The organism is Acinetobacter sp. 797_lipA, from assembly GCF_058243025.1.
In genome coordinates this window covers 1,671,938-1,698,791 of record NZ_JBZAYQ010000001.1, presented here as the reverse complement: position 1 = coordinate 1,698,791, position 26,854 = coordinate 1,671,938, and the positions used below count along the sequence as shown (strand labels likewise).

The window sequence follows — 26,854 nt, the reverse complement described above, 5'->3', positions numbered from 1 at the left end:
ATTCTCCTTGGGCTTAAGCAGCATCAAATGCGTAATAACGTGCGTTGTTTTGAAAACCGCGTTGGTTTTGTGGGCATGAGTCACGACAGACATCGTGTACTGCTAAAGTGGAGGCTTTGAATAAGCGCATTTGAATATCGGCAGGCTGATACTTTGCTGCTTGGCTCAAACCATGTGGCGCAGCAGATAAGAACACCAGACAGTCCATCTCAAAACGCAGTTCAATAGTTTGATGGGTATTATCGACATCGATATAAGATAAGTTGCCTGCATCATCAGGGCGAACTTTAGAGAATAGGTTGACCGTAGCTGACAGGTCGGCTTGACCTAATGAATACTTGGTCATTTCAAGTAACAGGCTGTCGCGTCCACTCCGAAACATCTCATTTCGTGTATCTTGGAAAGTTTGAGTGCCAAATTGTTTTTGGATCTGTTCTGTGCGGCTCGGACCACTTAAGGCATCATTCCAACCATGATCATCGTGAACAATTGAGGCCATAACCCGACCTAAGTCTGAATACAACACATGTCCTGTACTTAGAAATGCTGTGTGCTGTGCCTTTAAGCTATCGGGCATATTAAAGCGTTCGAGCTTGTCTTCGCTGTTGACACAGAAAAGTGAAACGTTGGCTTGTGCTCCCAATGCTTGGAACTGTAAAACGGTGCCGCGTTGAATACGCCCAGACCAGTGATGCCCACCCGGTAAAAGTTCAGTCCATAGTGCGTTATCGTCGTGATAAGTTATTGTGCTCATGCGCCTCTGCCTAAATCGTAACTGTTTACCTCCCGGGCTTTTATCCCTCCGTGTAGCTCTTTCGAACCGTGAACTCTCGGTCGCAGACATACATAAAATAGATATGTATCGGAACCCTAGATCACTCTTTCAGATTAGACGATGCAAAGGCTGTGCCAATTCAGTATTACGATTTTTAAACTTCGTAATACTATTTATGAGCAATAAATGGGCACTTTAGATTTCAAGCACGCATATTTTCGCTATGCGCACTAAAAAGCATCAAATTTTAAGAATTACTTCATTAAAATTTCATGGAACATGTGACGCAGCCACTGATGACTGGTTTTATGATGACAAGACATATGCCAATACTGTTTCACCCCATAACTTGGGAAGGCAATTGGTGCATTGAAGATCTTTAAATTGCCACGTGAAAGCAGCACTTCACTTAAATAATACGGGACTGTCGCAATTGCATCGGTTTCTTGTACCACCAAGCCTACCCCTAAATAGCTCGGTAAACGCATTAAAATGTCACGTTTTAGTTCTAAATTAAGCAGTTCGTTTTCAATATGGTAATGTCCCATACCCGCATCAATATCGATATGTGACTCAGCCAAATACTGCGCTGTGCTGATACTGTCACCTGTCAAACGCGGATGATCTTTGGCGGCAATCACCACATAATACTGCTCGAACAGTTGCTGTTGATAAAAGCCATTTTCCAATTGAGGTAAAAAACCCAGCGCCAAATCAATCTCACCATTTGCCATTTGATAACTGGTTTCAGAGGTGATCGGACGGATATTCAAACGAATATGCGGCGCATGTTTCTTTAAATATTGCGAAATTTTCGGCAATAACACCAAATGCGAAACATCGGTCATGGCCAAACTAAACTGTTGCTGCGAAGTGGCTTGGTCAAAATCAATCGTAAAGTTATTGATGATTTCAACCTTGTTTAAAGCCTCACTGACCAACGGAAACAGCTGTTTCGACAGCTCAGTTGGCACCATTTCATTGCCAATCCGTAAAAACAGCGGATCATTATAATGTTGGCGAATTTTATTCAGAATGTTACTCACCGTCGGTTGACTCATTTCTAAATGATCAGCCGCCAGTGACACACTTTTAAACTTATAAACGTAAAAAAAGATACTGAGTAATTTACAGTCCAGTTCAAACACGAAAAAAATGTTCCTTATATGCATGTGATGGTAGACGATCCATCATCTACTCATTATAGCGATGATCCAATGCTCAAAACTTACTTTTACAGGCATCTAGGTCTAATATCAGACATTTCAGCAATAAAAGAACATTAATTATACTTTTAGCTGTACTCAACAATCGATGCTTTCCCTGAAAAGTTATGTCGCATGATCTGCATGTATTTTACAAAATAAAAAAGGCCCGAATCAATCGAACCTTTGATGAAATCAACCATGCCGAATTATAGCTATTTAAAATATTTTCTTCACAGGCATAGCTAAGAATATTACAGTTTTAGTCCAGCAGCTCGACGGCAATAGCAGTCGCCTCACCACCACCAATACATAAAGCAGCTACACCCTTTTTCCCACCAGTACGTTTCAAAGCATGCAGTAAAGTCACGATAATACGTGAACCAGATGAACCCAATGGATGACCAAGTGCACAAGCGCCACCATTCACATTGACTTTTGCTGGATCTAAATCAAATCCATCAATGGCAAGCATTGTGACCATCGCAAATGCTTCATTGACTTCCCACAGATCTACATCACTCGCAGACCAGCCTGCTTTGGCTAAAACTTTCTCAATGGCACCTACAGGGGCAATGGTGAACTCAGATGGATGCTGGGAATTACTTGCATAAGCCACAACTTTTGCCAATGGCTTAAGACCGCGTGCGTCAGCAACTTCAGATGAAGTTACAACCAATGCCGAAGCACCATCCGAAATAGAGCTCGAATTTGCCGCAGTAATCGTGCCGTCTTTTTTAAATGCTGGACGTAAAGTTGGAATTTTATCCACTTTGGCATTGAGCGGCTGTTCATCTTGATCAACCACAACATCGCCTTTACGGCTACTTACCGTCACAGGCACGATTTCATCTTTAAAGAAACCACCTTGAATCGCAGCAACAGCTTTATTTAAAGAACCAATGGCATACTGATCTTGCTGCTCACGGGTATAGCCTTTTTTATCTGCCATTTCTTGAGCAAGTACACCCATCGACAGACCTGTTTCAGCATCTTCTAAACCTTCTTGGAACATGTGATCGGTTGTTTTACCATGTCCCATACGATAGCCTGCGCGTGCTTTTTCAAGTAAATACGGCGCATTTGACATCGACTCCATACCACCCGCCACCACAATCTCAGCTGAACCTGCTTTAATCGCGTCAGCCGCTTGCATGACGGCTTTCATACCAGAGCCACAAATTTTATTGATGCTTGTTGCACCCGTTGAGTCAGGTAGGCCCGCCATACGCATTGCTTGACGTGCAGGGCCTTGTTTTAAACCTGCTGGAAGTACACAACCAAAGATCACTTCATCGACATCGGTCGGCTGTAAGCCAGAACGGTTTAACACTTCTTTAATTGTCACCGCACCCAGTTCAGGCGCGGTACAGCTCGATAGTGAACCTTGAAAACCACCCATTGCTGTACGTACACCGTCTACAATAACAATCATTTTCTATTTCATCCTTTTTTGCGGTTTATTTACTTTAAGTCCAATTAAGAGACTTAAAGACATTCCCTATCTATTTTTTCATATTGCAAAGGAGTTAACCTTTTCAGATATTATTTTAATGTTTTTCATAGTGCTACCATCTCAAAGCAAGTCATCTATAAAGACATTAAAATAAACACAAGTGCATAAGACATCGATCCATAAGACACATGATCTATTTACCAACCCGCACTGCATTCAAGGTTTGAGCACTAAAGGTTCTCGTCTCTAAGAACACAGTGGCTCTACTGACAATAGTGTAAAAATCACGAAAAAGGAATGCAATGGCCCAAATTTGATCTCTAGAGATCAAATTTATTGACAACGAAATGAGAAAATGCACCTGTATTTATTTCTATTGTTGAACAAGTGGATATTTTTAAAACGATTGTAGTAATATCCAAGACCTTAGTTGCATTTTCATTTTCAACCAAGTTCAATAGCCTCTCTATAGTTCTCATGAAATACACTGGAATAAGCCAATGACTTCAGTACGCCAACAAAATTTTCTATTACGCAAAGAGAAAATTTTAGCCATGGCTGAGACTTTATTATTAGACAATAATCAAGACATCACCTTAAGCGAATTAGCAACGGAACTCGATATTGCGAAGGGTACGATCTACAAGCATTTCAAAAGTAAAAATCAACTTTATTTAGAGCTGATTATCTTGAATGAAACTCGCCTGCTAGAGATTTCTCAAAAGCATAACAACGATATTAAAACGTATGTTTCCGAATACATGCTTTATAATATGTTGAACTCGAACCGTACGATTTTACTGCACGTTATTGAAGAACGTTTAACCAATAACGAACGTAAACTCAAAGAACTTTTTGAGAAGCTCTATCAAATACGTGAGCAACGTATTATCGAAATTAAAGACATGACTTCTGACTACTTAAAGTCTTTAGACAGCGCAATGTCCATTCGTGATTATTTATCTTATGTATGGACAGTGACCTACGGTGCGTCATTGTTACTCAATTCAACGCATTATCAAAAATCAATCGGTTCACGTGAGCGTCTGATTAAACTGTATGTCAACCAAGCCCTCATGACACCCGATAAAATTTCACACGCAGCACTTTAAGTTTCTAAACGTCATAAAAAAAGCTAAACATGAAATGTTTAGCTTTTTTTCATACAGTAAATTAGTCTGCAGAAATATCTTCAAACAAAACTGAAGATAAATAACGTTCACCACCGTCAGGTAAAATCACCACAATAGTTTTACCTGCATTTTCAGGGCGTGCTGCAAGTTCAGCTGCTGCTGCCATCGCGGCACCACTTGAAATACCCACCAAAATACCCTCTTGACTTGCTGTTTTTCGCGCCCAATCAATTGCTGTTGCAGCATCAATTGGCATCACTTCATCGACCAAGTCGAGGTCTAAGTTTTTAGGAATAAAGTTAGCGCCAATGCCCTGAATCTTATGTGGTCCAGGCGTCAAAGTTTCACCACGTTTGGTTTGACCAATAATCGGCGACTCAGCAGGTTCTACCGCAACTGAGTACAGGGCTTGTTTTTTTACTTTTTCAAAATAACTTGAAATCCCTGAAATCGTACCGCCCGTCCCGACACCTGCAACTAAAATATCAACTTTACCACCTGTTGCTTCCCAAATTTCTGGGCCAGTCGTTGCTTCATGAATAGCTGGGTTTGCTGGGTTTTCAAACTGTTGTGGTAAAAAATAAGTGTCTGGATTTTCATCCAACAAACGCTGTGCTTCTTCTACCGCACCGCGCATCCCTTTTGCAGGGTCGGTGAGAACCAAGTTCGCACCCAAAGCTTTCATCACTTTACGACGTTCGATACTCATGCTTGATGGCATAGTCAGGGTTAACGCATAACCTTTTGCAGCAGCAACAAATGCCAAAGCAATGCCTGTATTGCCACTGGTTGGTTCGACAATGTGCATTCCCGCTTTCAGCACACCGCGTGCTTCCGCATCCGCAATCAGCGCAGCCCCAATACGACATTTTACTGAAAATGCAGGATTACGGCTTTCAACTTTGGCTAAAACGGTGGCTGGACTTTGTATAATTCGGTTAATACGAACCAATGGTGTGTTACCAATCGCTTCTGCATTATTACTATAAACCGCTATCCCTAAATTATTAGGCGTTGGAAAAGCTGAGTCAGTACTCATACCAATGTTTCCTATGTTGTTTTTAATGATCCACTCATTATCATACCCTGATTTTTAAATGCAAACTGACATTTGGTCGGGCTTATGTTTTTATTTGATAAATAAATCACTTAAACAGAAAAAGCATGAGTTTTCCCATGCTTTTCTCCCGCGCGACCAGCTTAAACGAGCCTTACACTATTCCACTTTTCTAACTGTGTAATGGCCGCGCTAAAGTCTACTTGTGCAGCCTGTTCTCTATCTGTTTTTAAGAACAGTTCTTGTGCCATTTGAAAAATAGGTGTTTTCATCTGTCCTTCTTCGGCCAGATCTACCGCAATACCAATGTCTTTTTGCAACAGGTTTAAAGCAAAAGTTTTTTGAAAAGTTCGGCTCAAAACTTTTTGCGCCATCACCGTTTCAGACATGGTACTTTTACCACTGGAGTGATTAATACAACTCAATGCTCCAGCCAAGTCAACGCCTCGATTCTTCAAAATAGACAAACCTTCAGACAGTGCCCATAAATGCGTTGCCATGAGCGTATTGTTCACCGCCTTAACCGCAAAGCCTGCACCACTTTCCCCAACGTATTCAATTAGCCCTGCAAATGCCTGAATAATAGGTTTTGCCCTTTCAAATCCAGCGATATTACCACCCACCATAACCGTCAAAGTACCGCGTTCAGCACCAACGGTTTGACCCGAAACAGGTGCATCTAAGTAAGTTACTCCACGTGCTGCCAAATCAGTGGAAATTCGCTGCGCAGACTCAGGCACTCCACTGGTACAATCCACCCATAAACTTCCAAATTTGGGTGGATGTAACGCCATTAAAGCTTCAACATCTGCACTGGTCGGTAAGCATGAAAATATCACATCGGCTTGCATCGCTTGTTGAAGTTCAACCTGCAAAGTACCGAAGGTTTGCGCATGTGAAGACGCTTTTTCCGCTGTGCGATTCCACACCCAAACATTATGACCCAGTTTTGGCAAATGGGAGGCCATGTGCCAACCCATTGCCCCAAGTCCTATAAATGCAATATTCAGACTCAAAATGTACTCCTAACTGTGTGCAATAGTGCTATTGATTTGATCTTCCGACTTTTCTACGACTTGCTCTTTTTCACGGCCTCGGTTCAAGAAAAGATTAAGCAGAATGGCTGCTAGTGTTGCAGTGCCAATACCACCTAGGTCAAAACTCCCTATTTGTAAGCTGTAATTACCAGTTCCCATAATCAGACACACGGCCCCAATCATTAAAGTACTATTCTTGGTGAAATCAATTTTGTTATCGACCCAAATTTTTGCGCCAGCAACGGTAATCAAACCAAAAACTACAATGGATGCACCACCCAAGAGTGCAACGGGAATTGTGCTAATCACTGCGCCAAACTTAGGCGAAAGCCCCAGTAAAATCGCAAATACACCTGCAAAAACAAAGATTGTGGTTGAATAAACTTTAGTGACTGCCATCACTCCAATGTTTTCAGCATAGGTGGTCATCCCTGTGCCACCAACTGAAGCAGACAGTGTGGTACATACGCCATCTGCAAAGAAACCGCGCCCCATATAAGGAGACAAATTTTTCCCCGTCATCGCCGATACAGCTTTGAAATGTCCTAAGTTTTCCGCCACTAAAATAATCGCAACGGGTGCAATCAACATCATGGCGTTTACATCAAAGGTTGGGCTGTGGAAAGTTGGTAAACCAAACCATGCTGCTTGACCGACTTTTGCAAAGTCAATTGCAGTACCAAAACCCATGACATTAGTGAGTAAAAAATAAATAAAATAGGATGCAACTAAGCCTAAAAGTAGCAGTAAACGGCGCACCATACCTTTGGTAAATACCGCAATGACACTGATACAAATAATCGTGATTAACGCCATCCAAGAGTCAAACTGATTGGCTGACACACTTTTGATCGCAACTGGTGCAAGGTGTAAGCCAATAATCATCACGATGGCGCCTGTCACAATAGGTGGCATCAGCTTTTCAATCCATGCCGTACCAGTGCGTATCACAATTAAGCCAATTAACGCGTACAACACTCCACACGCAATGGTTCCACCCAGTGCTAAAGAAAGATTTGGGTTTGCTCCAACACCTGTATAACCCGTAACTGCGACCACTGCTCCAATGAACGCAAAGCTTGACCCCAAATAACTTGGCATACGTCCACCGGTCATGAGGAAGAAGAGTATCGTACCAATGCCTGTAATGAAGATCGTTAGATTCGGATCAAAGCCCATCAGCAATGGGGCAAGTACGGTTGCACCGAACATGGCAAAAGCATGTTGCAACCCCAAAATAATGCTTTTTCCTGCGGGTAAATATTCATCTGTTTGCACAGGCGTTGTATCTAAATCGCCTTGATAAGGCTTAAATTTTGGAAACCATGATTCTTTTGTTTGCATGGGTTTCCCCTCCTTGTAAAAGTAGGATTTTTTGAATTAGCACATTGGTAATGGCTCACAGTAACCACGGTTAAAATACATCAGCGCATTTAGTCCATAACTTTGCTTCATGGCTTTGACTTGGCAAAACAGCACATCATGACTGCCTACAGACATAGTCTGTACCACTTCACAATCAAAGCTCACCAAGGCATCCTCCAATACAGGTGCATTGGTCAACAGTGTGGACCATGTGCCCTGTGCAAAACGTTCAGGCATTGGCGTTTTACCTCCAAACAAATTGGATAAATGTTGTTGCTGACTCGACAACGTGTTTACACATAACACTTGATTGGTTTTAAATGTCTCAAACACAGAGGCTGAACGGTTTAAACACACCAACAACGTTGGCGGTGTATCGGTCACACTACATACTGCCGATGCAGTAAAGCCTGCCTGACCCGCACCCCCATCTGTTGTAATCACATTGACAGCAGCCCCTAGATTCGCCATACCTTGACGAAACGTGTGTTGATCCAGCATCGCCTCACCCATTGCCTCTGGTGGTTTATGATTCAGCATGGTTTCAACTTGATCTTGATTCATCAGTTTTGCATTCATCGTATTCTCCATGCCCTAAAAAATCGTATATCAGGGCATTAAAATTTGATTATTCCACTTAAGCCACATGTGCAACCGAAGCGATTTCAACCAAAGCCTCTGGCTTGACCAGTCCAGTCTGTACACAATAGCGCGCAGGTTTATCGTTTGGAAAATACTCGGCATATACAGCATTAATCGCGCCATAATCGGCCCAATCTTTCACAAAAACATGATTAAAAGTGACGTCATCCATTGTGCCACCTGCGGTTGCAAGGACTCGTTTAATGGTTTCTAAAATATGTCGAGTCTGTGCTGCTGCATCACCAACATGAACGACGTTGTTATGTTCATCAAAGGCCAAGGTGCCTGATACATAAACGATATTGTCAGCCTTAGTTGCAGGTACAAATGGTGCAAGTGGTTTCGCTGTGCCTTCAGGCACAATAATTTCTTTAGGCATGAGGTTTCCTCTATCTTTCGTATGTATGACTTATGCTGTTTTTGCCAGTGTGTGACTGCTTGAAGTTTGAAAGGTATTCACAAAACTTTGTGTATCAGACACCCAACCAAAAAAGGTTTTGATGTTATAGAGACTTGCTTCTTGCACCTCGATAGGCCCAGCTTGATAGCACGCATCCTTAAGAGCGACCCCAAAATACTCCAAGAAAAAACCATCCCTTAAAGTCGACTCGACACAGACATTGGTCGCAATACCGACAAAAACTAAATTTCGGATTCCTCGCACCCGCAACATACTGTCCAACGCAGTATTAAAGAATCCACTATAGCGAGGCTTTTCTATGACTAAATCTTGTGGCTCAGGCTTGAGTGCATCAATCAACTCAAAATCCCAACCACCTTTTGCCAGTAGTTTTCCCTGCAGCTCTGGATTTTTGCGCATGGTTTTTAAAGCATTCGACTTATGGAAGTTTGGTGAATCACTCCCTCCTGCTTCACGGTACTGGTCATCCCAACCATTTTTAAAGTAAATCACCTGAATGCCAGCTGCATGTGCAGCAGTAATGGTTTTTTGAATGTTTTCAACCACAGGTTTGGTTTTAGATACATCAAACCCGGCCAAGTCCAAATAGCCTCCTACTGAGGTATAGGCATTTTGCATATCAATCACAATCAATGCCGTGTGCTCAGGTGCTAAAGCAATATGTTCAGGTTCTGCTTTTAATGTTTTTGCTTGCAGACTTTGTTTAGTAAATTCTGTACAGACTATAGAGTCATTCATGCGCTTTTCTCCAAAACAACGCGTGGTGCATCCGCTTCAACCACGATATGTTCACGGCATTTCATCAAAGGTTGTATACGCTGACCAAAGTCTTCGACCCCTTGTACAAAATCATCAAAGGTAAGCAAAATACCTTCAGTCCCCTGAATTTCACCAATTTCATCCAACATTTGTGCAACATGTTCAAAAGAACCGACTAAAGTCCCCATATTGATATTCACAGGCGAAACCGAAGATGCCATTTGGCGAATATTAGTATCTGTTCCAGATTTGGTATCTTTACCCCCTTGGTTCATTAGCCAATTAATCGCCTCCATATCCGCACCAGCATTATATGTTTGCCATTTCGCATGCGCCTCTTCATCAGTTTCTGCAGCAATCACCATAAACAACACATAAGTTTGTACATCACGCCCTGTTTTATCGGTTTGCTGTTTTAAGCGCTCATTGATTTCTGCATAAGCTGTCGGTGTATTCAGCCCTTTACCGAAAACAAAGTTGTAATCGGCATATTTGGCAGAAAACTCAAGCCCTGTATCAGACTGGCCCGCACAAATAATTTTCATATCTGCTTGTGGACGTGGGCTCACACGGCAGTCCTGCATAGTAAAATGCTCTCCTTTAAAATCTGAACGACCTGTCGCCCAGAGTTCACGCAAAATTTCCACATATTCGGAAAGATATTCATAGCGCTGTGCAAAATACTCATCTCCTGGCCACATCCCCATTTGCGTATATTCGGGTGCTTGCCAGCCTGTCACGACATTTAAACCAAAACGACCATTTGAAATGGAATCAATCGTTGATGCCATACGTGCCACAATTGCAGGCGGCATCACCAACGTCGCTGCTGTTGCATAGATTTGGATTTTACTGGTCACCGCAGCGAGCCCAGCCATCAAGGTAAATGTTTCTAGGTTATGATCCCAAAACTCTGTTTTCCCGCCAAAGCCACGCAGTTTGATCATCGACAAAGCAAAGTCAAAACCATAATACTCAGCACGTTGAACAATTTTTTTATTTAGTTCAAATGAAGGCATGTACTGTGGCGCGGTTTCAGAAAGCAGCCAGCCATTATTTCCAATCGGGCAAAATACACCTATTTTCATCTCGTTCATCCTCTACACTTATTTCATTATTTGCAGAACATCAAAGGCTAAATACAGCAAGACTTTTAACCTTTAGTTTGGTAAAAATATATTTGCACAAGCCATGCCAACTATTATTTATTATTATTTTTCAACATATTAAATAATTTTACTTAATTTTATTTTTTACCAAAAAGTAAAATTATTTATTATATTATGCACTATCTCTGTGAGGCGTGATCAATGATTGTGCGGTAAATGATCCAAACTAGAGTTTTTATATTTTTAGCCTAAATAAAAAAGGTGTATAGATTTTAAAACCTATACACCTTCACTTTATAAAGCCAAATTAAACAATCGATAATCTAAACTAAACTTTCCAGCACTGTTAAAAAAGCCAACATTTCCTTATTCATCACGACTGTTTCGGTTACAGTCGCTGCATGAGCGCCCTGCTTTAAAAGAGTCAACTGTGCATGCGGAAACAACCGTTTTAGGTTTTGTGAGCGTTGGTAAGGCACAAGGAAATCATCTTGGTTTGCAATCAAATGCATCGGTATATTCTGCAAAGCGGCTCGTACCTCCTCGCTCAGTTCAAAGTCCATTAAAGCACTTAGCCGTCGCAATACATTTTCATGCGGTGGAAAGTTTTGAATTTGAAACTGTTCTTGTTTTTGAATACTTTCTATATTTGCTGAAATCCAAGCTGGCGGATATAAAAACAAGGCCTGTGCTTTGACATAAGCCTCAGTGCCAGCAGATGTTAAAAGGTTAATTCGGGTTTCAAAGCATTTATAGGTATGCGCATCTAACGTGTCCCAACCATTTAAAATCGTGATTGACAACATCTGATACTCGGTCGATTGGCATAAGGATGCCAACTCCGCACCAATAAAACCACCCAGTGCATGGCCGATAAAATGAAACCGTTGAATATATTGTTGCTTTAAAATCAGCAAAAGCTGCTGGCCCAAATCGCGTATACAATAATCTGGTTTTAATAATGTACTGTTTTCATGGCAACCTTCTTGATCGTAAGTTAGGACATGAAATTTGGTTTGTAGGTCTTGAATTTGTGGCTGCCAAAACTGCGCATGTCCACCTAAACCCGATGATAAGACCACATAATCAGCATCATCTATATGGGATGGAAAAATTTGTACATTCATCTCAAAGTTTACTTTTTGGTCAAAAATATTATCTAGCAATAATTATGCCTTTTAATAAATGTTTGTATTTTTTAAATTTATAATGATTTTTTTAAAAAGCTCTGTAATTATGATTTTAATGCCTCTATATGATAAAATATTCAAAGCTTATTATAAATAATCATAAAGAATGAGTTTTTGATTTAAAAAATCAACTTAAATTATATAAATATCGAGAACTTAAGCAACATTTTGAATAACTAATTTTGATGTAAACATTCAGCATATATAACTTTAGCTAATATTTTATTTCACTAAAAGCCATGCATATTGGACTTGAAAAGACAGCATTATGAACGGCTTGGTTTTATACTAAGCGCACAGTTGTTTTGTTTTATGAGTAGGTTTTAAATGAACACAGGACTTGAAATAACGTCTATGCGTGACTCTGCTGAAGTTGTTGTGAGTATTTTAAAATCTCTAGCCAATACTGATCGTTTATTAATTTTGTGTCATTTGTCGCAACAAGAACTTAATGTTTCTCAAATTGAAGAAATTACCGACATCAAACAGCCGACTCTTTCTCAACAATTAATGATGTTACGTAAAAGTGATGTGGTAAATACGCGCCGTGATGGTAAGCAAATTTATTACTCCATTAAAGATGAACGCATGATTGAAGTTTTAAATACTTTGTATAGCTTGTACTGCCCAAAACCACGTCTCTAAACCAAATCACTGCTATATTTTCTGTGCTCTGAAAACGAATGCTAGGGCTTGTTGAGAATTAACAAAGGCTACTGATTAATTTATAATAGTACTATGGATAGATACATACTTACTGATGCCCAATGGGCAAAAATGGAACCTTTTTGCCTAGGTAAAGTGACCGATCGAGGTCGTAGTGGAAAAGATAATCGATTATTTTTAGAAGCAGTCCTATGGATTGCCCGTACAGGCAGTCCATGGCGTGATCTACCTCCTCATTTTGGTAAATGGAATACCGTCTTTAAAAGATACCGTGATTGGGTGAAAGCTGGTGTATTTGAAACTATTTTTGCATCTGTAAATGAAGATGTTGATTTGGAATACGCCATGATTGATGGAACGATTGTTAAAGTTCATCGACATGGGCAAGGTGCAAAAGGGGGACTTTCAAACAGTCTATAGGTAAATCTCGAGGTGGAATGACCTGTAAAATTCTTGCCTTAGTGGATAGTCTAGGCAACCTTATTAAATTTCGATTAATGCCTGGTCAATATCACGATTTAGTAGAAACCAAACCTTTAATTGAAGATGTTGATTTTCAAGCATTACTGGCTGATAAAGCATTTGATGCAGATTGGCTCATCCAAGAACTCAATGAACGTAAAGTGAAAGTGGTGATCCCACCTAAATCTAATCGAAAAGTAATGAGAGCATTTGATACGATTATGTATAAATGGCGTCATCTCATTGAAAACTATTTCTGTAAGTTAAAAGAATTTAAACGTATAGCGATGCGTAGTTGTAAAACAGATACGAGTTTTGAAGCCATGATTCAATTGTGCGCGAGTTTAATTAACTCTCGGTAATTCTCAACAGACCCTAAGACTTCTTAGCATTTTTTATGCATAATATATCTATATTTGTGATTTAGATTTTTTTATGTCTGATTGGAATCGTCTTCTAAGCCATTATCTACCCGCATGGCAATGGCTCAAGCACTATGACACGCCTACGTTTAAGTCAGATTTACTTGCCTCTTTTATCGTCATTGCCATGTTGGTTCCTCAAGGCATGGCCTATGCCATGTTGGCAGGCTTACCGCCAATCACTGGGTTATATGCCAGTATTATTCCAATGATTATTTATGCCATCATTGGTGGCAGCCCGACTCTTTCTATTGGCCCTGTTGCCATCATTTCGATGATGACCTTTGCGACTTTGAACTCGATGTTTGAAGTTGGTTCACCTGTTTATATACAAGCGGCATGTTTATTAGCCCTAATGGTCGGTATCATTTCCCTGCTGTTGGGTTTATTTCGGTTTGGTTTCCTCATCCAACTGATTAGCCACCCCGTCATCCAAAGTTTCATTATTGCATCTGCTTTGCTGATTGCTTTGGGTCAGTTGAAGTTTATTGTCGATCTGCCTTTAAAAGCCAATAACATCCCCGAGTTTGTGGTTAGTGTTTGGCAATACATCAGTTTGACTCACATAGGTACACTTCTGTTTGGACTGTATGCAATTGCATTTTTAATTTATGTACCAAAGTTGCTGAATACTAATGCCTTAAAAGGTTGGTTCGGATCGACCGTATTACTTTCGCGTACTATTCCTTTATTTTTAGTGGTTGCCTCGATTGCCTTGGTCTATTTTTTCCAGCTGCAAACGCTTGGAATCAAAACGGTCGGAATCATTCCATCTGGTATGCCTCCACTCGATATGCCGTATTGGAACTGGACTTTAGTTCTGCAACTTTTGCCAGGTGCAACCATGATAGCGATGATCAGTTTTGTTGAATCACTTTCCATTGCTCAAGCCACTGCTTTACAAAACCGAAGCCAACTCAACAGCAACCAAGAACTTATCGCTTTGGGGCTAGCCAATATCAGTGCAGGTTTCAGTTCGGCCTTTCCTGTAACAGGCAGCCTTTCTCGTACTGTCGTTAATGCAGATGCAGGCGCTCAGACCCCTATGGCGGGTGTGCTCTCTTCGCTGCTGATTATTGTAGTGAGCTTATACTTTACAGGTTTCTTTCAGGACCTTCCTTTAGCAATTTTGGCTGCAACGATTATCGTCTCCATATGGAAACTTGTGGACTTTAAACCCTTTATCGAAGCATGGAAGTATTCCAAAGCAGATGGTATCGCGATGTGGATTACCTTTTTTGGTGTTGTCTGTATCGATATTTCAACTGGCCTGATCATTGGCATGGTTTCGACCTTTATTTTGTTGCTTTGGCGGATTAGCCGGCCACATATTGCTGTGATTGGCTTGGTCGAGGGGACGCAACATTTTCGCAATGTTGAACGCCATCAAGTTCAGACGACGGCACAAGTACTGTCTATGCGTATCGATGAAAGCCTAACCTTCTTAAATGCCAATATATTGAAAGGCGAGCTGATCAATGCTGTGAGCCAACAACCTGAGTTAGCTCATGTCGTGATTAATTGCTCCAGTGTCAGTAGTATAGACTTGAGTGCTTTAGAAATGCTGGAAGATATTAATCTAGAATTGGCCAAGCAAAACATTCTACTGCATTTGTCCGAAGTTAAAGGCCCTGTGATGGATCGACTGCAAAGCTCAAAACTATTGAAAAATTTGAGTGGGAATGTCTTTTTAACTCACTATCAAGCCATTCAGACCCTTTCACCTCAGCTGCTTAAAACTTCATAAGAGACCGAATGTCTGCTTGCACTTTTTCAATTTAGTGAGAAATATCAAGCAGGCATTTATGATAAAAATCCGTTAAATATGTCATTTTAATGAATTAAAATGAATAATAAAAACTGGAATTACAATAACTTAATTTTTATATCTAAATATTTTTCAGTCAGTTAGCAAATTAGGTATAAAATGGCGCACTTAAAATCCGTATTTTGTCCTCGTAATTTCAACAAGGCGCCTCTATGTTTTCTGTTTTAGCGCGAATGAGTCTAGTTACTCGAATTATTATTGCCATTATTTTGGGTATTGGTGTAGCCCTTGTTTTCCCAGGCGTTGCACCTTATTTGAGCCTGCTAGGCGACTTATTTATTAAAGCGTTAAAATCTGTCGCGCCTGTACTTGTATTTGTCTTGGTTCTTGCTTCTATTGCAAATTTTAAAGTAGGTCATAGTGCGAATCTACGTCCTATCATCATCATGTATGCCGTGGGTATGCTACTGGCTGCTTTTTCAGCAGTTGCTGTCAGCATCGCTTTCCCAAGTACGTTGTTCTTAAATTTACCTGCAAATACTGACTTACAACCACCAAGTAGCTTAATTGAAATCTTTAAGAACCTGCTGCTGAGCTTTATTGCTAACCCTGTAACTGCCATTAGTGAAGCAAACTTCATTGGTATTTTAGCGTGGGCTGTGGCCTTGGGTGCTGCATTCCGTCATGCCAAAGACTCGACCAAAGACTTGCTTAATGATACTGCACACGCAGTAAATAGCGTGATTCGTTTGGTGATTAACTTTGCGCCTATCGGTATTTTCGGTCTGGTGGCGGTAACCTTTGCAGAAACAGGTTTAAGCACATTAGCAAGCTATGCACATTTATTGGCCGTCTTACTTGGCACAATGGCTTTCGTTGCCTTAGTCATCAACCCGCTTATGGTTGCTGTGGTAACACGTAGCAATCCATATCCTTTGGTATTTCAATGTTTACGTGAAAGTGGTATCACTGCTTTCTTCACGCGTAGTTCTGCTGCGAACATTCCTGTGAACTTAGATCTTGCAAAACGTTTGGGTGTGGCTGAATCTACAGCGAGTGTAGCCATTCCACTCGGTGCGACCATTAACATGGCAGGTGCCTCAGTGACTATTACTGTGCTTACACTGGCAGCAGTCAATACGCTAGGCCTTAATGTTGACTTTACCACCATGATGATTTTATCTGTGCTTGCAACAGTTTCAGCTTGTGGTGCTTCTGGTGTTGCAGGTGGTTCTCTACTTTTAATTCCTGTGGCGTGTGGACTGTTTGGTATTTCATCTGATATTTCAATGCAAGTGGTTGCAATTGGTATGGTGATTAGCGTACTACAAGACTCTACTGAAACAGCATTGAACTCATCAACTGACGTATTATTTACTGCAGCAGTTGACCGCGCTTCAAAATAATATATTGTAGAATCAGTATATTATTTCTTTTTTGAAGTTATGCCATTTCAACACTTACCACTTTGGATTCAACTGGGGGCATTCTTTCTTGCAGTCAATGCAGGAATGATTAATGTCTTAGGACTGGTGACTGTTTTACACCAGTCTGTTTCCCATATGACTGGTAATGTAAGTGTTTTGGCGATGTCGCTTGTACATTGGCAATCCGAAAGCATTTTATATTTGCTATTAGTAACTGTCTGCTATGTCATCGGTTCATTTTATAGCGGTGTAATTCTGGGAAATAGTCACTTTCGATTGGGACGCCGCTATGGCGTACCACTCACGTTAGTGGCTTTTTTTATTTTTCTGTGTTGGTTCTTTCTGCCTTATTTTCCACGCTATGCTTTACTCTGGGCCTGCGTCGCAATGGGTGTGCAAAATGCCATGGTGAGCCATTATAAAGGCACTATCATTCGCACTACACATTTATCGGGTGTCCTTACCGACCTCGGTTTAGCGCTTGGTTATCGAGTGCGCGGACTCGTGGTTGAGCGTCGGCGCGTAGTTTTACATCTTTTGATTTTAAGTGGCTTTTTGATCGGTGGACTCTGTGCAAGTTGGATGTATCCCTATTTAAAACTCAATTCTTTTTTAGTTCCAACAGCATTAAGCTTGATCCTTAGTGTTGTATATTGGATCATTTACTTTCGTTATCGTCGTTTTTAAACGCAGTTGTGGAATTCGCTATGGTAAAAAATGCATTACAGGCTCAGTTACTCAAAGCCGGTTTAGTTGACAACAAAAAGGCCAAAAAACTTTCTAAACAAGCAGTGCATGAGCAAAGAACAGGTCAAAGCAGTGAAGCTGAGATCAAGGCAAAAATTGCACAAGACAAACAGCAAAAACAGGCCAAAGATCAAGCCATTGAACTTGAAAAGAAAGCGATATTGCAAGAAAAAGAGCTCAAAGCGACGATCATTCAAATGATCACGCAGCATAAAATCCGGGATACCGACGGTGACGTGGCCTATCAGTTTATTGACGATGGCAAAATCAAAAAACAATATATCAATCAACAAATTTATAATGCCTTGGTTGCTGGTAGCCTCGTGATTGCACGTGATCATGAAAGTTATGCCTTCTTACCTAAAGCTTTAGCTGATCGTATTAATGCCAAACTTGAAGGCTTTATTATCGTAAATACCTCAGCGAAAAATGAAGCAGTCACCGATGAGGAAGATCCATACGCTGCGTACGTGATCCCTGATGATCTCATGTGGTAATTGTTGAGCCATCAGAAGCTTCCATATTGGAAGCTTCTTTTTTCCTAGTTCACTATAAAACTAATTTACCATTCCACTGACCTGACATATCCCAACCATCAACGAGCTATATTTCACGACATCCAAATAACGACTTAAAAGCCGAATCTAAGAGAGTAAATAAACAAGTCGTTGATAACATGTATAAACTTAGTGACACAATTTGCTTAATTCGTATAGCTGGTTACACTATTTGCAGTGTTTTAATCAAAAGAAGATCGCATTTTGGATAATTTTCATTTTATACAGAGTTTAAAAGACTGGTCAGATCAGTATCCTTGGATCGAAATGCTGACAGGATTCTGCATACTCATTCTAGTGGCTATACTGGCGTATATTATTGCCAAGCATGTTGTCGTTCGTGGTATTCAGCATCTCATCACTAAGCTAAAATTTGCCAATCACGACATCATGTCACAGCATAGCGTGATTCGTCGAATTGCGAACATTGTCCCAGCAATCGTCATTATGAATGGTATCGTCACCGTTCCTCACCTGTCTGCGAAAATGGTCAGCTTTGTCCAAATGGCGGCACAGGCCTTTATTTTCTTAACCATTGCGCTCGCGATTGGTGAATTACTGAATATCTTCAATTTGGTTTATCAACGCAATCCGAAGTCTAGAAATAAACCCATCAAAGGCTATTTACAGCTGATCAAACTGATTATTTTCATCGTTTGTGGTTTGATGATCTTAGGCACCTTCCTGAAAAAAGATGTCTTCACCTTGCTAGCGGGCTTCGGTGCTATGGCAGCAGTGCTGATGTTGGTCTTCCAAAACACCATTTTGTCTTTGGTAGCTTCTGTTCAAATTTCATCCTATGACATGGTCCGTATTGGAGATTGGATTGAAATGCCATCTCTGAATGCAGACGGAGATGTCATTGATATGTCATTACATACCATCACCGTACAGAACTTTGATAAAACCTTTACCACGATTCCAACCAACAAATTGGTCACAGATACTTTTAAAAACTGGCGCGGTATGTCACAGGCAGGCGTACGTCGTATTAAACGCTCACTTTATATTGACCAAAGTAGCGTTCACTTTATGTCTGAAGCAGAACAAAGCAAACTTAAAGAGTTTTTATTATTAGACCAATATCTAGATCACAAGAGTACAGAGCTGGTTGAGTTTAATCAAAAACTGAGCAATACATCTCCTTGTAATCAGCGACGTTTAACCAATATTGGGACCTTCCGTGCGTATGTTGAGCTGTACCTTAATCAGCATCCGAACATTTCAAAACATCAGTCTTTAATCGTACGTCAGTTACAACCGACTGAAAAAGGCTTGCCACTAGAAATTTATGCATTTAGCAATCAAATTGCATGGAAAGATTATGAAGCGATTCAATCGGATATTTTCGATCATTTGATTGCCATTCTTCCCGAATTTGGTCTCAAAATTTACCAAGCACCATCGGGATATGACATGCAAATCGCAATGTCAAACCCGTAATTTTTTCACTTTGGTATGCTAAAACTACTCTAGTTTTGGCATTCCAAGGTCTTAAAAACGCAGAATAAGCGTTTCAACATATGTTCTAAATCACCAACTCTAGAATAAAAATTATGAAAATACATAACATTAGTTTTTCAATAACTGTGTTATTTACGTTGTGTATTATGTAAGTTAATTATGTGATTATTTACATGAAATATACCGCAATATCACAATACCAACCTTTTCTCTTCATTAAATTAGCCACTCCTTTTCACTTTGTAAGACTTTCTAAAATGAATACTTTAAATAAATCTTTGTGTGCTGCCCTTTTAGCTGTAGCAGCGACATCTTCTTTTGCAGCAGAAACTCAAGTTGTAGAAACCACTCAAGCTGCTGTTGCAACTGAAAATGCAGCACCTGCTTCAGAAGCTGCTGCATCTGATGCGGTTGCGACATCAGAAGCTCAAGCAAACTAATACTTTAAGCATCTTGGGGGATTCATTTGGTTGGATTCCCTTTTATCACTCTTCTGTATATCAGACTTTTATATCTATTCATCTACATTTCTTGCTATCAATACTGCTACAGCAACGTTTAGTCTCTCACAATTTACACAGACCACTGAGGTCTTTTCATGCTAAAATTTTCAAATTCTACTTATTTATAAAACAAGTCATTACCTCATAAATGACTTATTTTTAGAAGGTTTTATTCATGTTCAAATGGTTTGAAAAACGTGTTGATCCCTATCCAGAAGAAGGTTTAAACCAACCTTTACCGACCACGTTCTTTCCGTTTGTATGGCAGGCCGCTAAAGGTGTACGTGGCTATTTGCTGATTTTGGTTTTATTCACGGCTGGTGCTGCCAGTTTTGAAGCCTTGTTTTATGCCAAAATTGGTGACTTAGTAAACTGGCTCAGTAAAAGCCAGCCAGAAACATTTTTAGCAGAACATGGTTCAAATTTAGTCCTGTTATTCTGTATTTTATTGGCCAATATTTTATTTGCCAGTTTACAGTCGATTATTAAACACCAAATATTATTTAGCACTTTTCCCATGCGTCTGCGCTGGCGCTTTCATAATTTACTGTTGAAGCAAAGTCTCGACTTTTTTCATAATGATTTTGCAGGAAGACTCTCCGCAAAAGTCATGCAAACTGCACTGGCAATACGTGAGTTCTGGGTTATTTTGGGTGACATGTTGGCTTATGTGCTGATTTATTTTGTCACGGTCAATTTGGTGCTTGCCGCTATTTCTCCGCTCCTAATATTACCGTTATTGGTCTGGTTAGCTTTGTTTATCTGTGCAGCGTATTACTTCATCCCACGTTTGAGCAAAGTTTCAAATGAACAGGCTGATGCCCGAGCTGTGATGACTGGCCGTGTTACCGATGCCTATACCAATATTCAAACAGTAAAGCTTTTTGCCCATGCAGGACGAGAAAGCTTATATGCCAAAGCCTCGATGCAAGAGTTCATGGTCACCGTTTATAAACAAATGCGTTTAGGTGCTAAGTATGAAATTAGCATCCTGTTTTTAAATATAGTGCTGTACGCGGGCGTATTGGGCACTGCAGTTTGGTTATGGATGAATGGGCGAGTTGAACTTGGTGTTATTGCTGCTGCAACGGCTATGATTTTAAAACTGAGCAGTATTGCTGAATTTATCATGTGGCAAACCTCAGCACTTTTTGAAAGTGTCGGCACCATTCAAGATGGCATGAAAACTTTAGGTCGTTCGATCACGATTCAAGACAAACCTAATGCCAAAGACCTTGAGGTTAAACAAGGTGTGATTGAATTTAAAGACGTAACTTTTGCGTACAACAGTAAAAATGTCATCGACAATTTAAACCTACGCATCCGAGCTGGTGAAAAAATTGGGATCGTGGGTCGCTCTGGTGCAGGGAAATCAACACTGATTCAACTATTACTGCATTTTTATCAATTGAAACAGGGTGAAATTTTAATTGATGGACAGAATATCGAAGATGTCACCCAAGACAGCTTACGTCGTAATATTGCCTTAGTGACTCAAGACACCTCCTTGCTACACCGCAGTGTTGCAGAAAATATTAAATATGGCCGTCCAAATGCCAGTGATGAAGAAATGTATGCTGCAGTACGTAAAGCCAAAGCCGAAGAGTTTATTCCTCAGCTGACTGACTTACGTGGTAAATCAGGTTATGAAGCCTATGTTGGTGAGCGTGGAGTGAAACTTTCAGGTGGCCAACGCCAGCGTATCGCGATTGCTCGTGTGTTCTTGAAAGATGCACCAATCTTAATTTTAGATGAAGCCACCAGTGCCCTAGACTCAGAAGTTGAAGCTGCAATTCAATCTAGTCTTGATGACTTAATGCAAGATAAAACGGTGATTGCGATTGCACACCGTCTTTCAACCATTGCTCAAATGGATCGTTTGATTGTGCTTGATGAAGGTCGTATTGCAGAACAAGGGACACATGAAGAGCTGATTCAAAAAAATGGTATCTATGCGCACCTTTGGCAGCGTCAAACAGGTGGATTTTTAACGGAACAACATCCAATTAAAAAGAAAGAAGCCTAATTTTACTTCCCGTCCTCAGCACGCTTAGATCATTATCATCAATGATTTTAGCGTGCTGATTTTGAAAAGATTTTACTTAACTTTTAGCATCATTTGCTGAGCCTTGATTTTTATCGAGAGTCTTATATTTTTGCTCAGAAATTTATGATATTTATAATATCGTTCCACTAAATCAAAAATGAAAAGGATACTGAATTGCTAAGGCTCGGAGTATATTGTCCAACAATATGCTCCATGAATTTAGAATATTCATGCCAATATAACTTCAGTCAGAAAAGAAAGAAAAATGCAATGGATCGCGCATGAAAACAGTTTCACTTCGCCAAGATCAAGGAATTCCTGGTGTTTATGGCTTATTGTTGTTAGATGTAGTGTCTCGTTGGGGCTATAACGCAGAGACCCTATTTTCCCCTTTTCAACTCACGAGCGAACAACTCGCAGAGCCTGAGTTCCGCATACCCGTTCATACTGCCAATGAACTTGTGAAGTTGGCCAGTCGTCTCACTGGTGAGCCTACGCTTGGCTATCATCTGGGCACGCAAATGCGTATTTCAATTCATGGCTTCATTGGCTATGCCATTATGACAACTCATGATATTGGCGAAGCCTTGGTACTCGCTAACCGTTTTATTCAACTGCGCATGCCTTTTTTGCAGCTTTTTTTTTCCACCTTTGGCGAAAAAGCGACTTTACAATTACGCTGTGATGTCGATATAGAACCGTTGCGTACCGATATTGCGATCAGTATTATTTTTGGCATTGTTTCTATGAGTAAGGCGCTCACTGGCATTGAAAATCTGGCTGGGGAAATTGATTTCGATTTTCCAGAACCCGAAGGCTTTGATCGCTATCGTGCAAAGCTACCTAACCATAGTGTTCGCTTTGATCAACCACATTTACTTTTGAGTTTTGATAAGCATTATCTCGGCTTTAAAATGGTCAATGCTGACCCACTTGCAAGCCAAATAGCCATTAATCAATGTGAAGCTGAACTCTCAGGCATGGGTGAACGCCGAAGATTATCGATGCGTGTACGTGACATTTTGACGCGCTCAGAACAACACTATTTAAGCATCGAGCATGTGGCTGACCTCTTACACATGTCTGATCGAACACTGAAGCGCCAATTGGCTGCTGAAAGTACGTCTTTTTCAACCATTGTGGATGAAGTGCGTTACCGTCATGCCACGTCACTTTTGTCACGTACAGACTATAGCTTAGAGCAAATCGCGGATGAACTGGGATATAGTGATGTGGCAAATTTCAGCCGAGCATTTAAGCGTTGGAGTGGACGCAGCCCGAGTAATTGGCGTAAAGATCCGTATTTATAGATCTTTTGTTTTGATAGAAAAGCATGTATAAATCATGCGAAAAATGATTTTTGTATTTTAAGGAGTTATTCATGAATCATCCTTCAGAATTGAAGTATGCAAGTACACATGAATGGGTGCGTATTGAAGGTGATCTTGTTGTAACTGGTATTTCAGACCATGCACAGGATGCTTTAGGCGATTTAGTCTATGTTGAAACACCAGAAGTTGGTCAACAAATCACTGCGGGCGAACAAGCGGGTGTGGTTGAATCTGTAAAAACGGCTTCTGATATTCATGCACCGGTTTCTGGCACCGTGGTAGAAATCAATGCCAATCTGGAAGATGATCCTGACTTCGTCAATGATGACCCCTACGGCAAAGGTTGGATTTATAAAATCAAACCAGACAATATCGCAGATGTAGAACAACTCCTTTCAAGCACAGCCTATGAAGCAGGTCTATAAGCCTAGTATTCATATTTACGGCTCAAAAAATCAGTCTGCGGACTGATTTTTTTGCAATTATTCTCTTATTTTGATAAATTAACTTAATATTTTTATTTTCAAATCGCTTAAATATCAGCATTTATTACTATAATTATACTTTTCACGTGCATTATCTTATAATTTGATTGTTCTAATTTCACAGCCGTGACCTAGCTTCTACATAAAATAATAGCAACAGCTCACGCCCTGTGGCCTCATCTTCGGACCAAAGGTTCTGCATGTCTGCTCTTAATACATCTTCGCTATGGAATAAGTCTTTTATTCTTTGTTTAGCGAACAATCTGTTTTTGTTCATCTTTTACTTTGCGCAGACCTCAATCCTCCCAATCTATATTTTGAATGATTTGGGTGGAAACCTTGCACAAGCAGGCTTAGCTATGACCTTGTTCATGGCATCGTCTATCGCAGTTCGCCCTTTTAGCGGACTCATTATTGAAAAATTGGGCAATAAGAAAACGCTTTTTATCGCGGAAGCCCTATTTTGTTTGTTTTCCTTGGCTTATTTTTTTGCCGATAATTTACAACTGCTGTTACTGATTCGTTTTCTACATGGCATTTGGTTCAGTATCGTCACCACAGTTGCCGTACCTATCGTCAATGAGTTTATTCCAGAAAAACGTAAAGGCGAAGGTATGGGCTATTTTGTCATGTCCATTAATCTGGGGATTGTACTTGGGCCATTCCTCGGTTTAACCCTGATCCAGTCTGTATCCTATCCAATGGTCGCAGGGATTTTAGCGTTTAGTGTCTGTCTCGGTTTCTTGTTTTGCTTCTTTATCCCAATTCAGCAGACCACTCAAAAATTGACACCACCCGTGAAGCGCAAGCTCAGTATCCATGACTTTGTTGAAACTAAAGCCTTGAATATTTCAATTATGGGCATGATCGTTTCTTTTTCCTATGCCAGTATCATGTCGTTCATTTCAACTTATGCAGAGTCTAAACATCTGCTGAACTATGCGAGCCTATTTTTTATCGTCTTTGCGATTTCCATGATGAGTCTACGCCCAATTACAGGCAAAGTTTATGACCGTCGTGGGGCAAGTTATGTGATTTACCCAGCGATTATATTATTTAGCTTAGGGCTTGTGATTCTCAGTCAGATTCAATCTCTGACGGGTTTATTGGTTGCGGCAGTATGCGTTGGCATGGGCTTTGGTTCTGCACAGCCTTGTCTACAAACTTTAGCTATTCAAGGTGCGGAAAAGCATCGGATTGGCCATGCGACCTCCACGTTCTTTACCATGTATGACTTAGGTATTGCTCTTGGCTTTGTATTGTTGGGTCTACTCATTTCTAAGCAAGGTTATAGCTTCACCTATTTATTCTGTGCACTGACAACAATTTTAAGTTTATTGTTCTATGCCGTTATCGCGAATAGAAAGAAAACCGTTTAAAACATCAGTCCGTATGCGCATAGCAATGAACATACGGACTCAGAAAATTAGGCATCGGCCTTCTCTTCTTCAGCGTCTTTGGCTTTTTCAGCAATCGCTTGATCAAAAGACAAAGCACTATTTGAGCTTAACTGCGGGTTGGCACGACTACTCTTTAACTTAATCTGTAGACGCAATTCATTGACCGAGTCTGCATTTCGTAGCGCCTCTTCATAAGCGATTGCACCTTGATTGTATAAATCAAATAAAGCTTGGTCGAAGGTCTGCATACCGAGCTCTCGTGATTTTGACATCACTTCTTTCAGTTCATGGAAATTCCCTTTAAGGATCAAGTCTGACATTAACGGTGTATTAAGCATGATTTCTACTGCTGCTCGGCGGCCACGGCCATCTTCAGTTCGTACCAAACGCTGTGAAATAATCGCCTTCATATTAGAAGATAAGTCCATCAAAAGTTGATTACGACGTTCGTCTGGGAAAAAGTTAATAATTCGATCTAAAGCCTGATTTGCATTATTGGCATGCAATGTTCCTAGGCATAAGTGACCTGTTTCTGCAAAAGCTATGGCATGCTCCATAGTCTCCGTGTCACGAATCTCACCAATTAAAATGACATCGGGCGCTTGGCGCAGAGTATTTTTCAAAGCATTGTGCCAAGAATGACAGTCCACACCCACTTCTCGATGAGTAATCATCGATTTCTTATGTTTATGTACATACTCCACAGGATCTTCAACCGTAATAATGTGCCCTGCTGAGTTTTCATTTCGATGATCAATCATGGCCGCCAAAGATGTCGATTTACCCGACCCTGTACCGCCAACTACCAATACTAAACCACGTTTTTCCATAATCACGTCTTTTAAAGACGTTGGAAGTTGTAACTTGGTGAAGTTAGGAATTTCCGCGGTAATCGTACGAATCACCATACCTACATGTAGTTGCTGCTGAAAAACATTGACGCGAAAACGTGAGACATTGGGAACGCTAATTGCAAAATTACACTCCAGCTCAGTTTCGAACTCTAATCGTTGCTTTTCGTTCATTAAACTATAAGCAAAGAGTTTGGTCTGATCAGATGGCAAGTTTTGTTGACCCAATGGCTTCATAAGGCCCTGATGCTTAATACTTGGCGGAAAGTCTGCAGATATAAATAAGTCTGAGCCACCATACTCAACCACTTTGCTGAGCATGTGAAACATCATCCGACGGGCTTCTTCTAAAAGTTCTGCAGAATACATAGTGTTCTCTAAAAATTAGTGCAAATAGCTGACTTTAAAAAGCATTTCTTTTATTCAAAATACAATTTTTATCGTGTTGTTTCAGGCTTCTGATTTTGCATAAGTTTATGCTCTAGCTCAACCTAATTTATCGTTTGATAAATAACTTTTAGCTTATTTTTCAATTTATTATCTTCATTTATTGAACTAAATCACAAAAAAAGACC

At 40.4% G+C, this 26,854-nt stretch carries 25 protein-coding genes and 1 riboswitch; of the genes, 13 read left to right on the top strand and 12 right to left on the bottom strand.

Going from position 1 to position 26,854, the window contains the following annotated elements; genetic code table 11:
- Positions 1–13 precede the first annotated feature (13 nt).
- The 3 genes from AC4CU2_RS08205 to AC4CU2_RS08195 all read right to left on the bottom strand — a co-directional run bounded on the left by AC4CU2_RS08205 (position 14) and on the right by AC4CU2_RS08195 (position 3,415).
- The gene (locus tag AC4CU2_RS08205) at positions 14–754 is read right to left on the bottom strand and encodes an urea amidolyase associated protein UAAP1 (protein WP_490768620.1); all 741 of its coding nucleotides are present in this window, start codon (positions 752–754) and stop codon (positions 14–16) included.
- Positions 755–781: 27 nt separating this feature from the next.
- Positions 782–885, bottom strand: a riboswitch (guanidine-I (ykkC/yxkD leader).
- A 144-nt stretch (positions 886–1,029) separates the two neighbouring features.
- Entirely contained in the window at positions 1,030–1,923 is an 894-nt protein-coding gene (locus AC4CU2_RS08200) for a LysR family transcriptional regulator (RefSeq protein ID WP_004979763.1), read from the bottom strand.
- A 319-nt stretch (positions 1,924–2,242) separates the two neighbouring features.
- A complete protein-coding gene (locus AC4CU2_RS08195) occupies positions 2,243–3,415 on the bottom strand; it encodes a thiolase family protein (RefSeq protein ID WP_490768619.1) in 1,173 nt (390 codons plus the stop codon).
- Positions 3,416–3,936: 521 nt separating this feature from the next.
- On the opposite strand from AC4CU2_RS08195, the gene AC4CU2_RS08190 reads away from it, so the two are divergent.
- A complete protein-coding gene (locus AC4CU2_RS08190) occupies positions 3,937–4,548 on the top strand; it encodes a TetR/AcrR family transcriptional regulator (protein ID WP_004693224.1) in 612 nt (203 codons plus the stop codon).
- A 61-nt stretch (positions 4,549–4,609) separates the two neighbouring features.
- Here AC4CU2_RS08190 and cysK read toward each other — a convergent pair whose 3' ends face one another.
- The 8 genes from cysK to rutD form a co-directional block, all read right to left on the bottom strand.
- Positions 4,610–5,608 (bottom strand): cysteine synthase A, encoded by a 999-nt coding sequence (cysK, locus tag AC4CU2_RS08185; RefSeq protein WP_062034814.1) that lies wholly within the window; start codon positions 5,606–5,608, stop codon positions 4,610–4,612.
- Between the two features lie 161 nt (positions 5,609–5,769).
- On the bottom strand, positions 5,770–6,606 hold the full coding sequence (locus AC4CU2_RS08180; RefSeq protein ID WP_445290546.1) for an NAD(P)-dependent oxidoreductase: 837 nt from the start codon (positions 6,604–6,606) through the stop codon (positions 5,770–5,772).
- A gap of 45 nt (positions 6,607–6,651) precedes the next feature.
- Positions 6,652–8,007, bottom strand: a complete 1,356-nt coding sequence (gene rutG, locus AC4CU2_RS08175; RefSeq protein WP_490768618.1) for a pyrimidine utilization transport protein G — start codon at positions 8,005–8,007, stop codon at positions 6,652–6,654.
- A gap of 36 nt (positions 8,008–8,043) precedes the next feature.
- Positions 8,044–8,568 carry an NADH-dependent FMN reductase RutF gene (gene rutF / locus AC4CU2_RS08170; RefSeq protein ID WP_419276193.1) on the bottom strand — a complete coding sequence of 175 codons (525 nt, stop codon included), beginning with the start codon at positions 8,566–8,568 and terminating at the stop codon, positions 8,044–8,046.
- A gap of 97 nt (positions 8,569–8,665) precedes the next feature.
- Positions 8,666–9,049: a pyrimidine utilization protein C gene (rutC, locus tag AC4CU2_RS08165; RefSeq protein WP_004979782.1), complete on the bottom strand. Its 384-nt coding sequence runs from the start codon at positions 9,047–9,049 to the stop codon at positions 8,666–8,668.
- Between the two features lie 30 nt (positions 9,050–9,079).
- A complete protein-coding gene (rutB, locus tag AC4CU2_RS08160) occupies positions 9,080–9,829 on the bottom strand; it encodes a pyrimidine utilization protein B (RefSeq protein ID WP_490768617.1) in 750 nt (249 codons plus the stop codon).
- A complete protein-coding gene (rutA, locus tag AC4CU2_RS08155) occupies positions 9,826–10,938 on the bottom strand; it encodes a pyrimidine utilization protein A (RefSeq protein ID WP_004979789.1) in 1,113 nt (370 codons plus the stop codon). The genes rutB and rutA overlap by 4 nt, the downstream gene beginning before the upstream one ends.
- A gap of 344 nt (positions 10,939–11,282) precedes the next feature.
- On the bottom strand, positions 11,283–12,086 hold the full coding sequence (gene rutD / locus AC4CU2_RS08150; protein WP_490768616.1) for a pyrimidine utilization protein D: 804 nt from the start codon (positions 12,084–12,086) through the stop codon (positions 11,283–11,285).
- Positions 12,087–12,476: 390 nt separating this feature from the next.
- Here rutD and AC4CU2_RS08145 point away from each other — a divergent pair, with 390 nt between their 5' ends.
- From AC4CU2_RS08145 to AC4CU2_RS08090, 12 genes are all read left to right on the top strand, one after another.
- Entirely contained in the window at positions 12,477–12,794 is a 318-nt protein-coding gene (locus AC4CU2_RS08145; protein WP_004693230.1) for an ArsR/SmtB family transcription factor, read from the top strand.
- Positions 12,795–12,887: 93 nt separating this feature from the next.
- A protein-coding gene (locus AC4CU2_RS08140) for an IS5 family transposase (protein ID WP_101495461.1) occupies positions 12,888–13,639 on the top strand; the annotation gives its coding sequence in 2 pieces (ribosomal slippage) (positions 12,888–13,224 and positions 13,224–13,639; 753 coding nt in all).
- Between the two features lie 73 nt (positions 13,640–13,712).
- Positions 13,713–15,446 carry a SulP family inorganic anion transporter gene (locus AC4CU2_RS08135; RefSeq protein ID WP_490768615.1) on the top strand — a complete coding sequence of 578 codons (1,734 nt, stop codon included), beginning with the start codon at positions 13,713–13,715 and terminating at the stop codon, positions 15,444–15,446.
- Between the two features lie 233 nt (positions 15,447–15,679).
- Positions 15,680–16,873 carry a serine/threonine transporter SstT gene (gene sstT, locus AC4CU2_RS08130; protein ID WP_004979798.1) on the top strand — a complete coding sequence of 398 codons (1,194 nt, stop codon included), beginning with the start codon at positions 15,680–15,682 and terminating at the stop codon, positions 16,871–16,873.
- Positions 16,874–16,912: 39 nt separating this feature from the next.
- Positions 16,913–17,581: a YoaK family protein gene (locus tag AC4CU2_RS08125; protein ID WP_010326651.1), complete on the top strand. Its 669-nt coding sequence runs from the start codon at positions 16,913–16,915 to the stop codon at positions 17,579–17,581.
- A 20-nt stretch (positions 17,582–17,601) separates the two neighbouring features.
- Positions 17,602–18,138, top strand: coding sequence for a DUF2058 domain-containing protein (locus tag AC4CU2_RS08120; RefSeq protein ID WP_490768614.1), 537 nt, complete (start codon positions 17,602–17,604; stop codon positions 18,136–18,138).
- Positions 18,139–18,402: 264 nt separating this feature from the next.
- Positions 18,403–19,641: a mechanosensitive ion channel family protein gene (locus AC4CU2_RS08115; protein ID WP_490768613.1), complete on the top strand. Its 1,239-nt coding sequence runs from the start codon at positions 18,403–18,405 to the stop codon at positions 19,639–19,641.
- Between the two features lie 278 nt (positions 19,642–19,919).
- Positions 19,920–20,102, top strand: a complete 183-nt coding sequence (locus AC4CU2_RS08110) for a hypothetical protein (protein ID WP_010326649.1) — start codon at positions 19,920–19,922, stop codon at positions 20,100–20,102.
- Between the two features lie 238 nt (positions 20,103–20,340).
- On the top strand, positions 20,341–22,191 hold the full coding sequence (locus AC4CU2_RS08105; protein WP_183176075.1) for an ABC transporter ATP-binding protein: 1,851 nt from the start codon (positions 20,341–20,343) through the stop codon (positions 22,189–22,191).
- Positions 22,192–22,493: 302 nt separating this feature from the next.
- Complete coding sequence (locus tag AC4CU2_RS08100; RefSeq protein WP_490768612.1) at positions 22,494–23,522, top strand: AraC family transcriptional regulator; 1,029 nt, start codon at positions 22,494–22,496, stop codon at positions 23,520–23,522.
- A 71-nt stretch (positions 23,523–23,593) separates the two neighbouring features.
- On the top strand, positions 23,594–23,968 hold the full coding sequence (gene gcvH / locus AC4CU2_RS08095) for a glycine cleavage system protein GcvH (RefSeq protein ID WP_004693240.1): 375 nt from the start codon (positions 23,594–23,596) through the stop codon (positions 23,966–23,968).
- 260 nt (positions 23,969–24,228) lie between these two features.
- Entirely contained in the window at positions 24,229–25,407 is a 1,179-nt protein-coding gene (locus tag AC4CU2_RS08090) for an MFS transporter (protein WP_490768611.1), read from the top strand.
- A 47-nt stretch (positions 25,408–25,454) separates the two neighbouring features.
- On the opposite strand, the gene AC4CU2_RS08085 is transcribed toward AC4CU2_RS08090, so the two are convergent.
- On the bottom strand, positions 25,455–26,648 hold the full coding sequence (locus tag AC4CU2_RS08085) for a PilT/PilU family type 4a pilus ATPase (protein WP_234966381.1): 1,194 nt from the start codon (positions 26,646–26,648) through the stop codon (positions 25,455–25,457).
- Positions 26,649–26,854: the final 206 nt, after the last annotated feature.

Excerpts from the sequence above, each read along its gene's own strand:
- AC4CU2_RS08205 (WP_490768620.1), bottom strand. The coding sequence starts at position 754 with ATGAGCACAATAACTTATCACGACGATAACGCACTATGGACTGAACTT.
- AC4CU2_RS08195 (WP_490768619.1), bottom strand. The coding sequence starts at position 3,415 with ATGATTGTTATTGTAGACGGTGTACGTACAGCAATGGGTGGTTTTCAA.
- AC4CU2_RS08190 (WP_004693224.1), top strand. The coding sequence starts at position 3,937 with ATGACTTCAGTACGCCAACAAAATTTTCTATTACGCAAAGAGAAAATT.
- cysK (WP_062034814.1), bottom strand. The coding sequence starts at position 5,608 with ATGAGTACTGACTCAGCTTTTCCAACGCCTAATAATTTAGGGATAGCG.
- AC4CU2_RS08180 (WP_445290546.1), bottom strand. The coding sequence starts at position 6,606 with ATGGGTTGGCACATGGCCTCCCATTTGCCAAAACTGGGTCATAATGTT.
- rutG (WP_490768618.1), bottom strand. The coding sequence starts at position 8,007 with ATGCAAACAAAAGAATCATGGTTTCCAAAATTTAAGCCTTATCAAGGC.
- rutF (WP_419276193.1), bottom strand. The coding sequence starts at position 8,568 with ATGCTGAATCATAAACCACCAGAGGCAATGGGTGAGGCGATGCTGGAT.
- rutC (WP_004979782.1), bottom strand. The coding sequence starts at position 9,049 with ATGCCTAAAGAAATTATTGTGCCTGAAGGCACAGCGAAACCACTTGCA.
- rutB (WP_490768617.1), bottom strand. The coding sequence starts at position 9,829 with ATGAATGACTCTATAGTCTGTACAGAATTTACTAAACAAAGTCTGCAA.
- rutA (WP_004979789.1), bottom strand. The coding sequence starts at position 10,938 with ATGAAAATAGGTGTATTTTGCCCGATTGGAAATAATGGCTGGCTGCTT.
- rutD (WP_490768616.1), bottom strand. The coding sequence starts at position 12,086 with ATGAATGTACAAATTTTTCCATCCCATATAGATGATGCTGATTATGTG.
- AC4CU2_RS08145 (WP_004693230.1), top strand. The coding sequence starts at position 12,477 with ATGAACACAGGACTTGAAATAACGTCTATGCGTGACTCTGCTGAAGTT.
- AC4CU2_RS08135 (WP_490768615.1), top strand. The coding sequence starts at position 13,713 with ATGTCTGATTGGAATCGTCTTCTAAGCCATTATCTACCCGCATGGCAA.
- sstT (WP_004979798.1), top strand. The coding sequence starts at position 15,680 with ATGTTTTCTGTTTTAGCGCGAATGAGTCTAGTTACTCGAATTATTATT.
- AC4CU2_RS08125 (WP_010326651.1), top strand. The coding sequence starts at position 16,913 with ATGCCATTTCAACACTTACCACTTTGGATTCAACTGGGGGCATTCTTT.
- AC4CU2_RS08120 (WP_490768614.1), top strand. The coding sequence starts at position 17,602 with ATGGTAAAAAATGCATTACAGGCTCAGTTACTCAAAGCCGGTTTAGTT.
- AC4CU2_RS08110 (WP_010326649.1), top strand. The coding sequence starts at position 19,920 with ATGAATACTTTAAATAAATCTTTGTGTGCTGCCCTTTTAGCTGTAGCA.
- AC4CU2_RS08105 (WP_183176075.1), top strand. The coding sequence starts at position 20,341 with ATGTTCAAATGGTTTGAAAAACGTGTTGATCCCTATCCAGAAGAAGGT.
- AC4CU2_RS08100 (WP_490768612.1), top strand. The coding sequence starts at position 22,494 with ATGAAAACAGTTTCACTTCGCCAAGATCAAGGAATTCCTGGTGTTTAT.
- gcvH (WP_004693240.1), top strand. The coding sequence starts at position 23,594 with ATGAATCATCCTTCAGAATTGAAGTATGCAAGTACACATGAATGGGTG.
- AC4CU2_RS08090 (WP_490768611.1), top strand. The coding sequence starts at position 24,229 with ATGTCTGCTCTTAATACATCTTCGCTATGGAATAAGTCTTTTATTCTT.
- AC4CU2_RS08085 (WP_234966381.1), bottom strand. The coding sequence starts at position 26,648 with ATGTATTCTGCAGAACTTTTAGAAGAAGCCCGTCGGATGATGTTTCAC.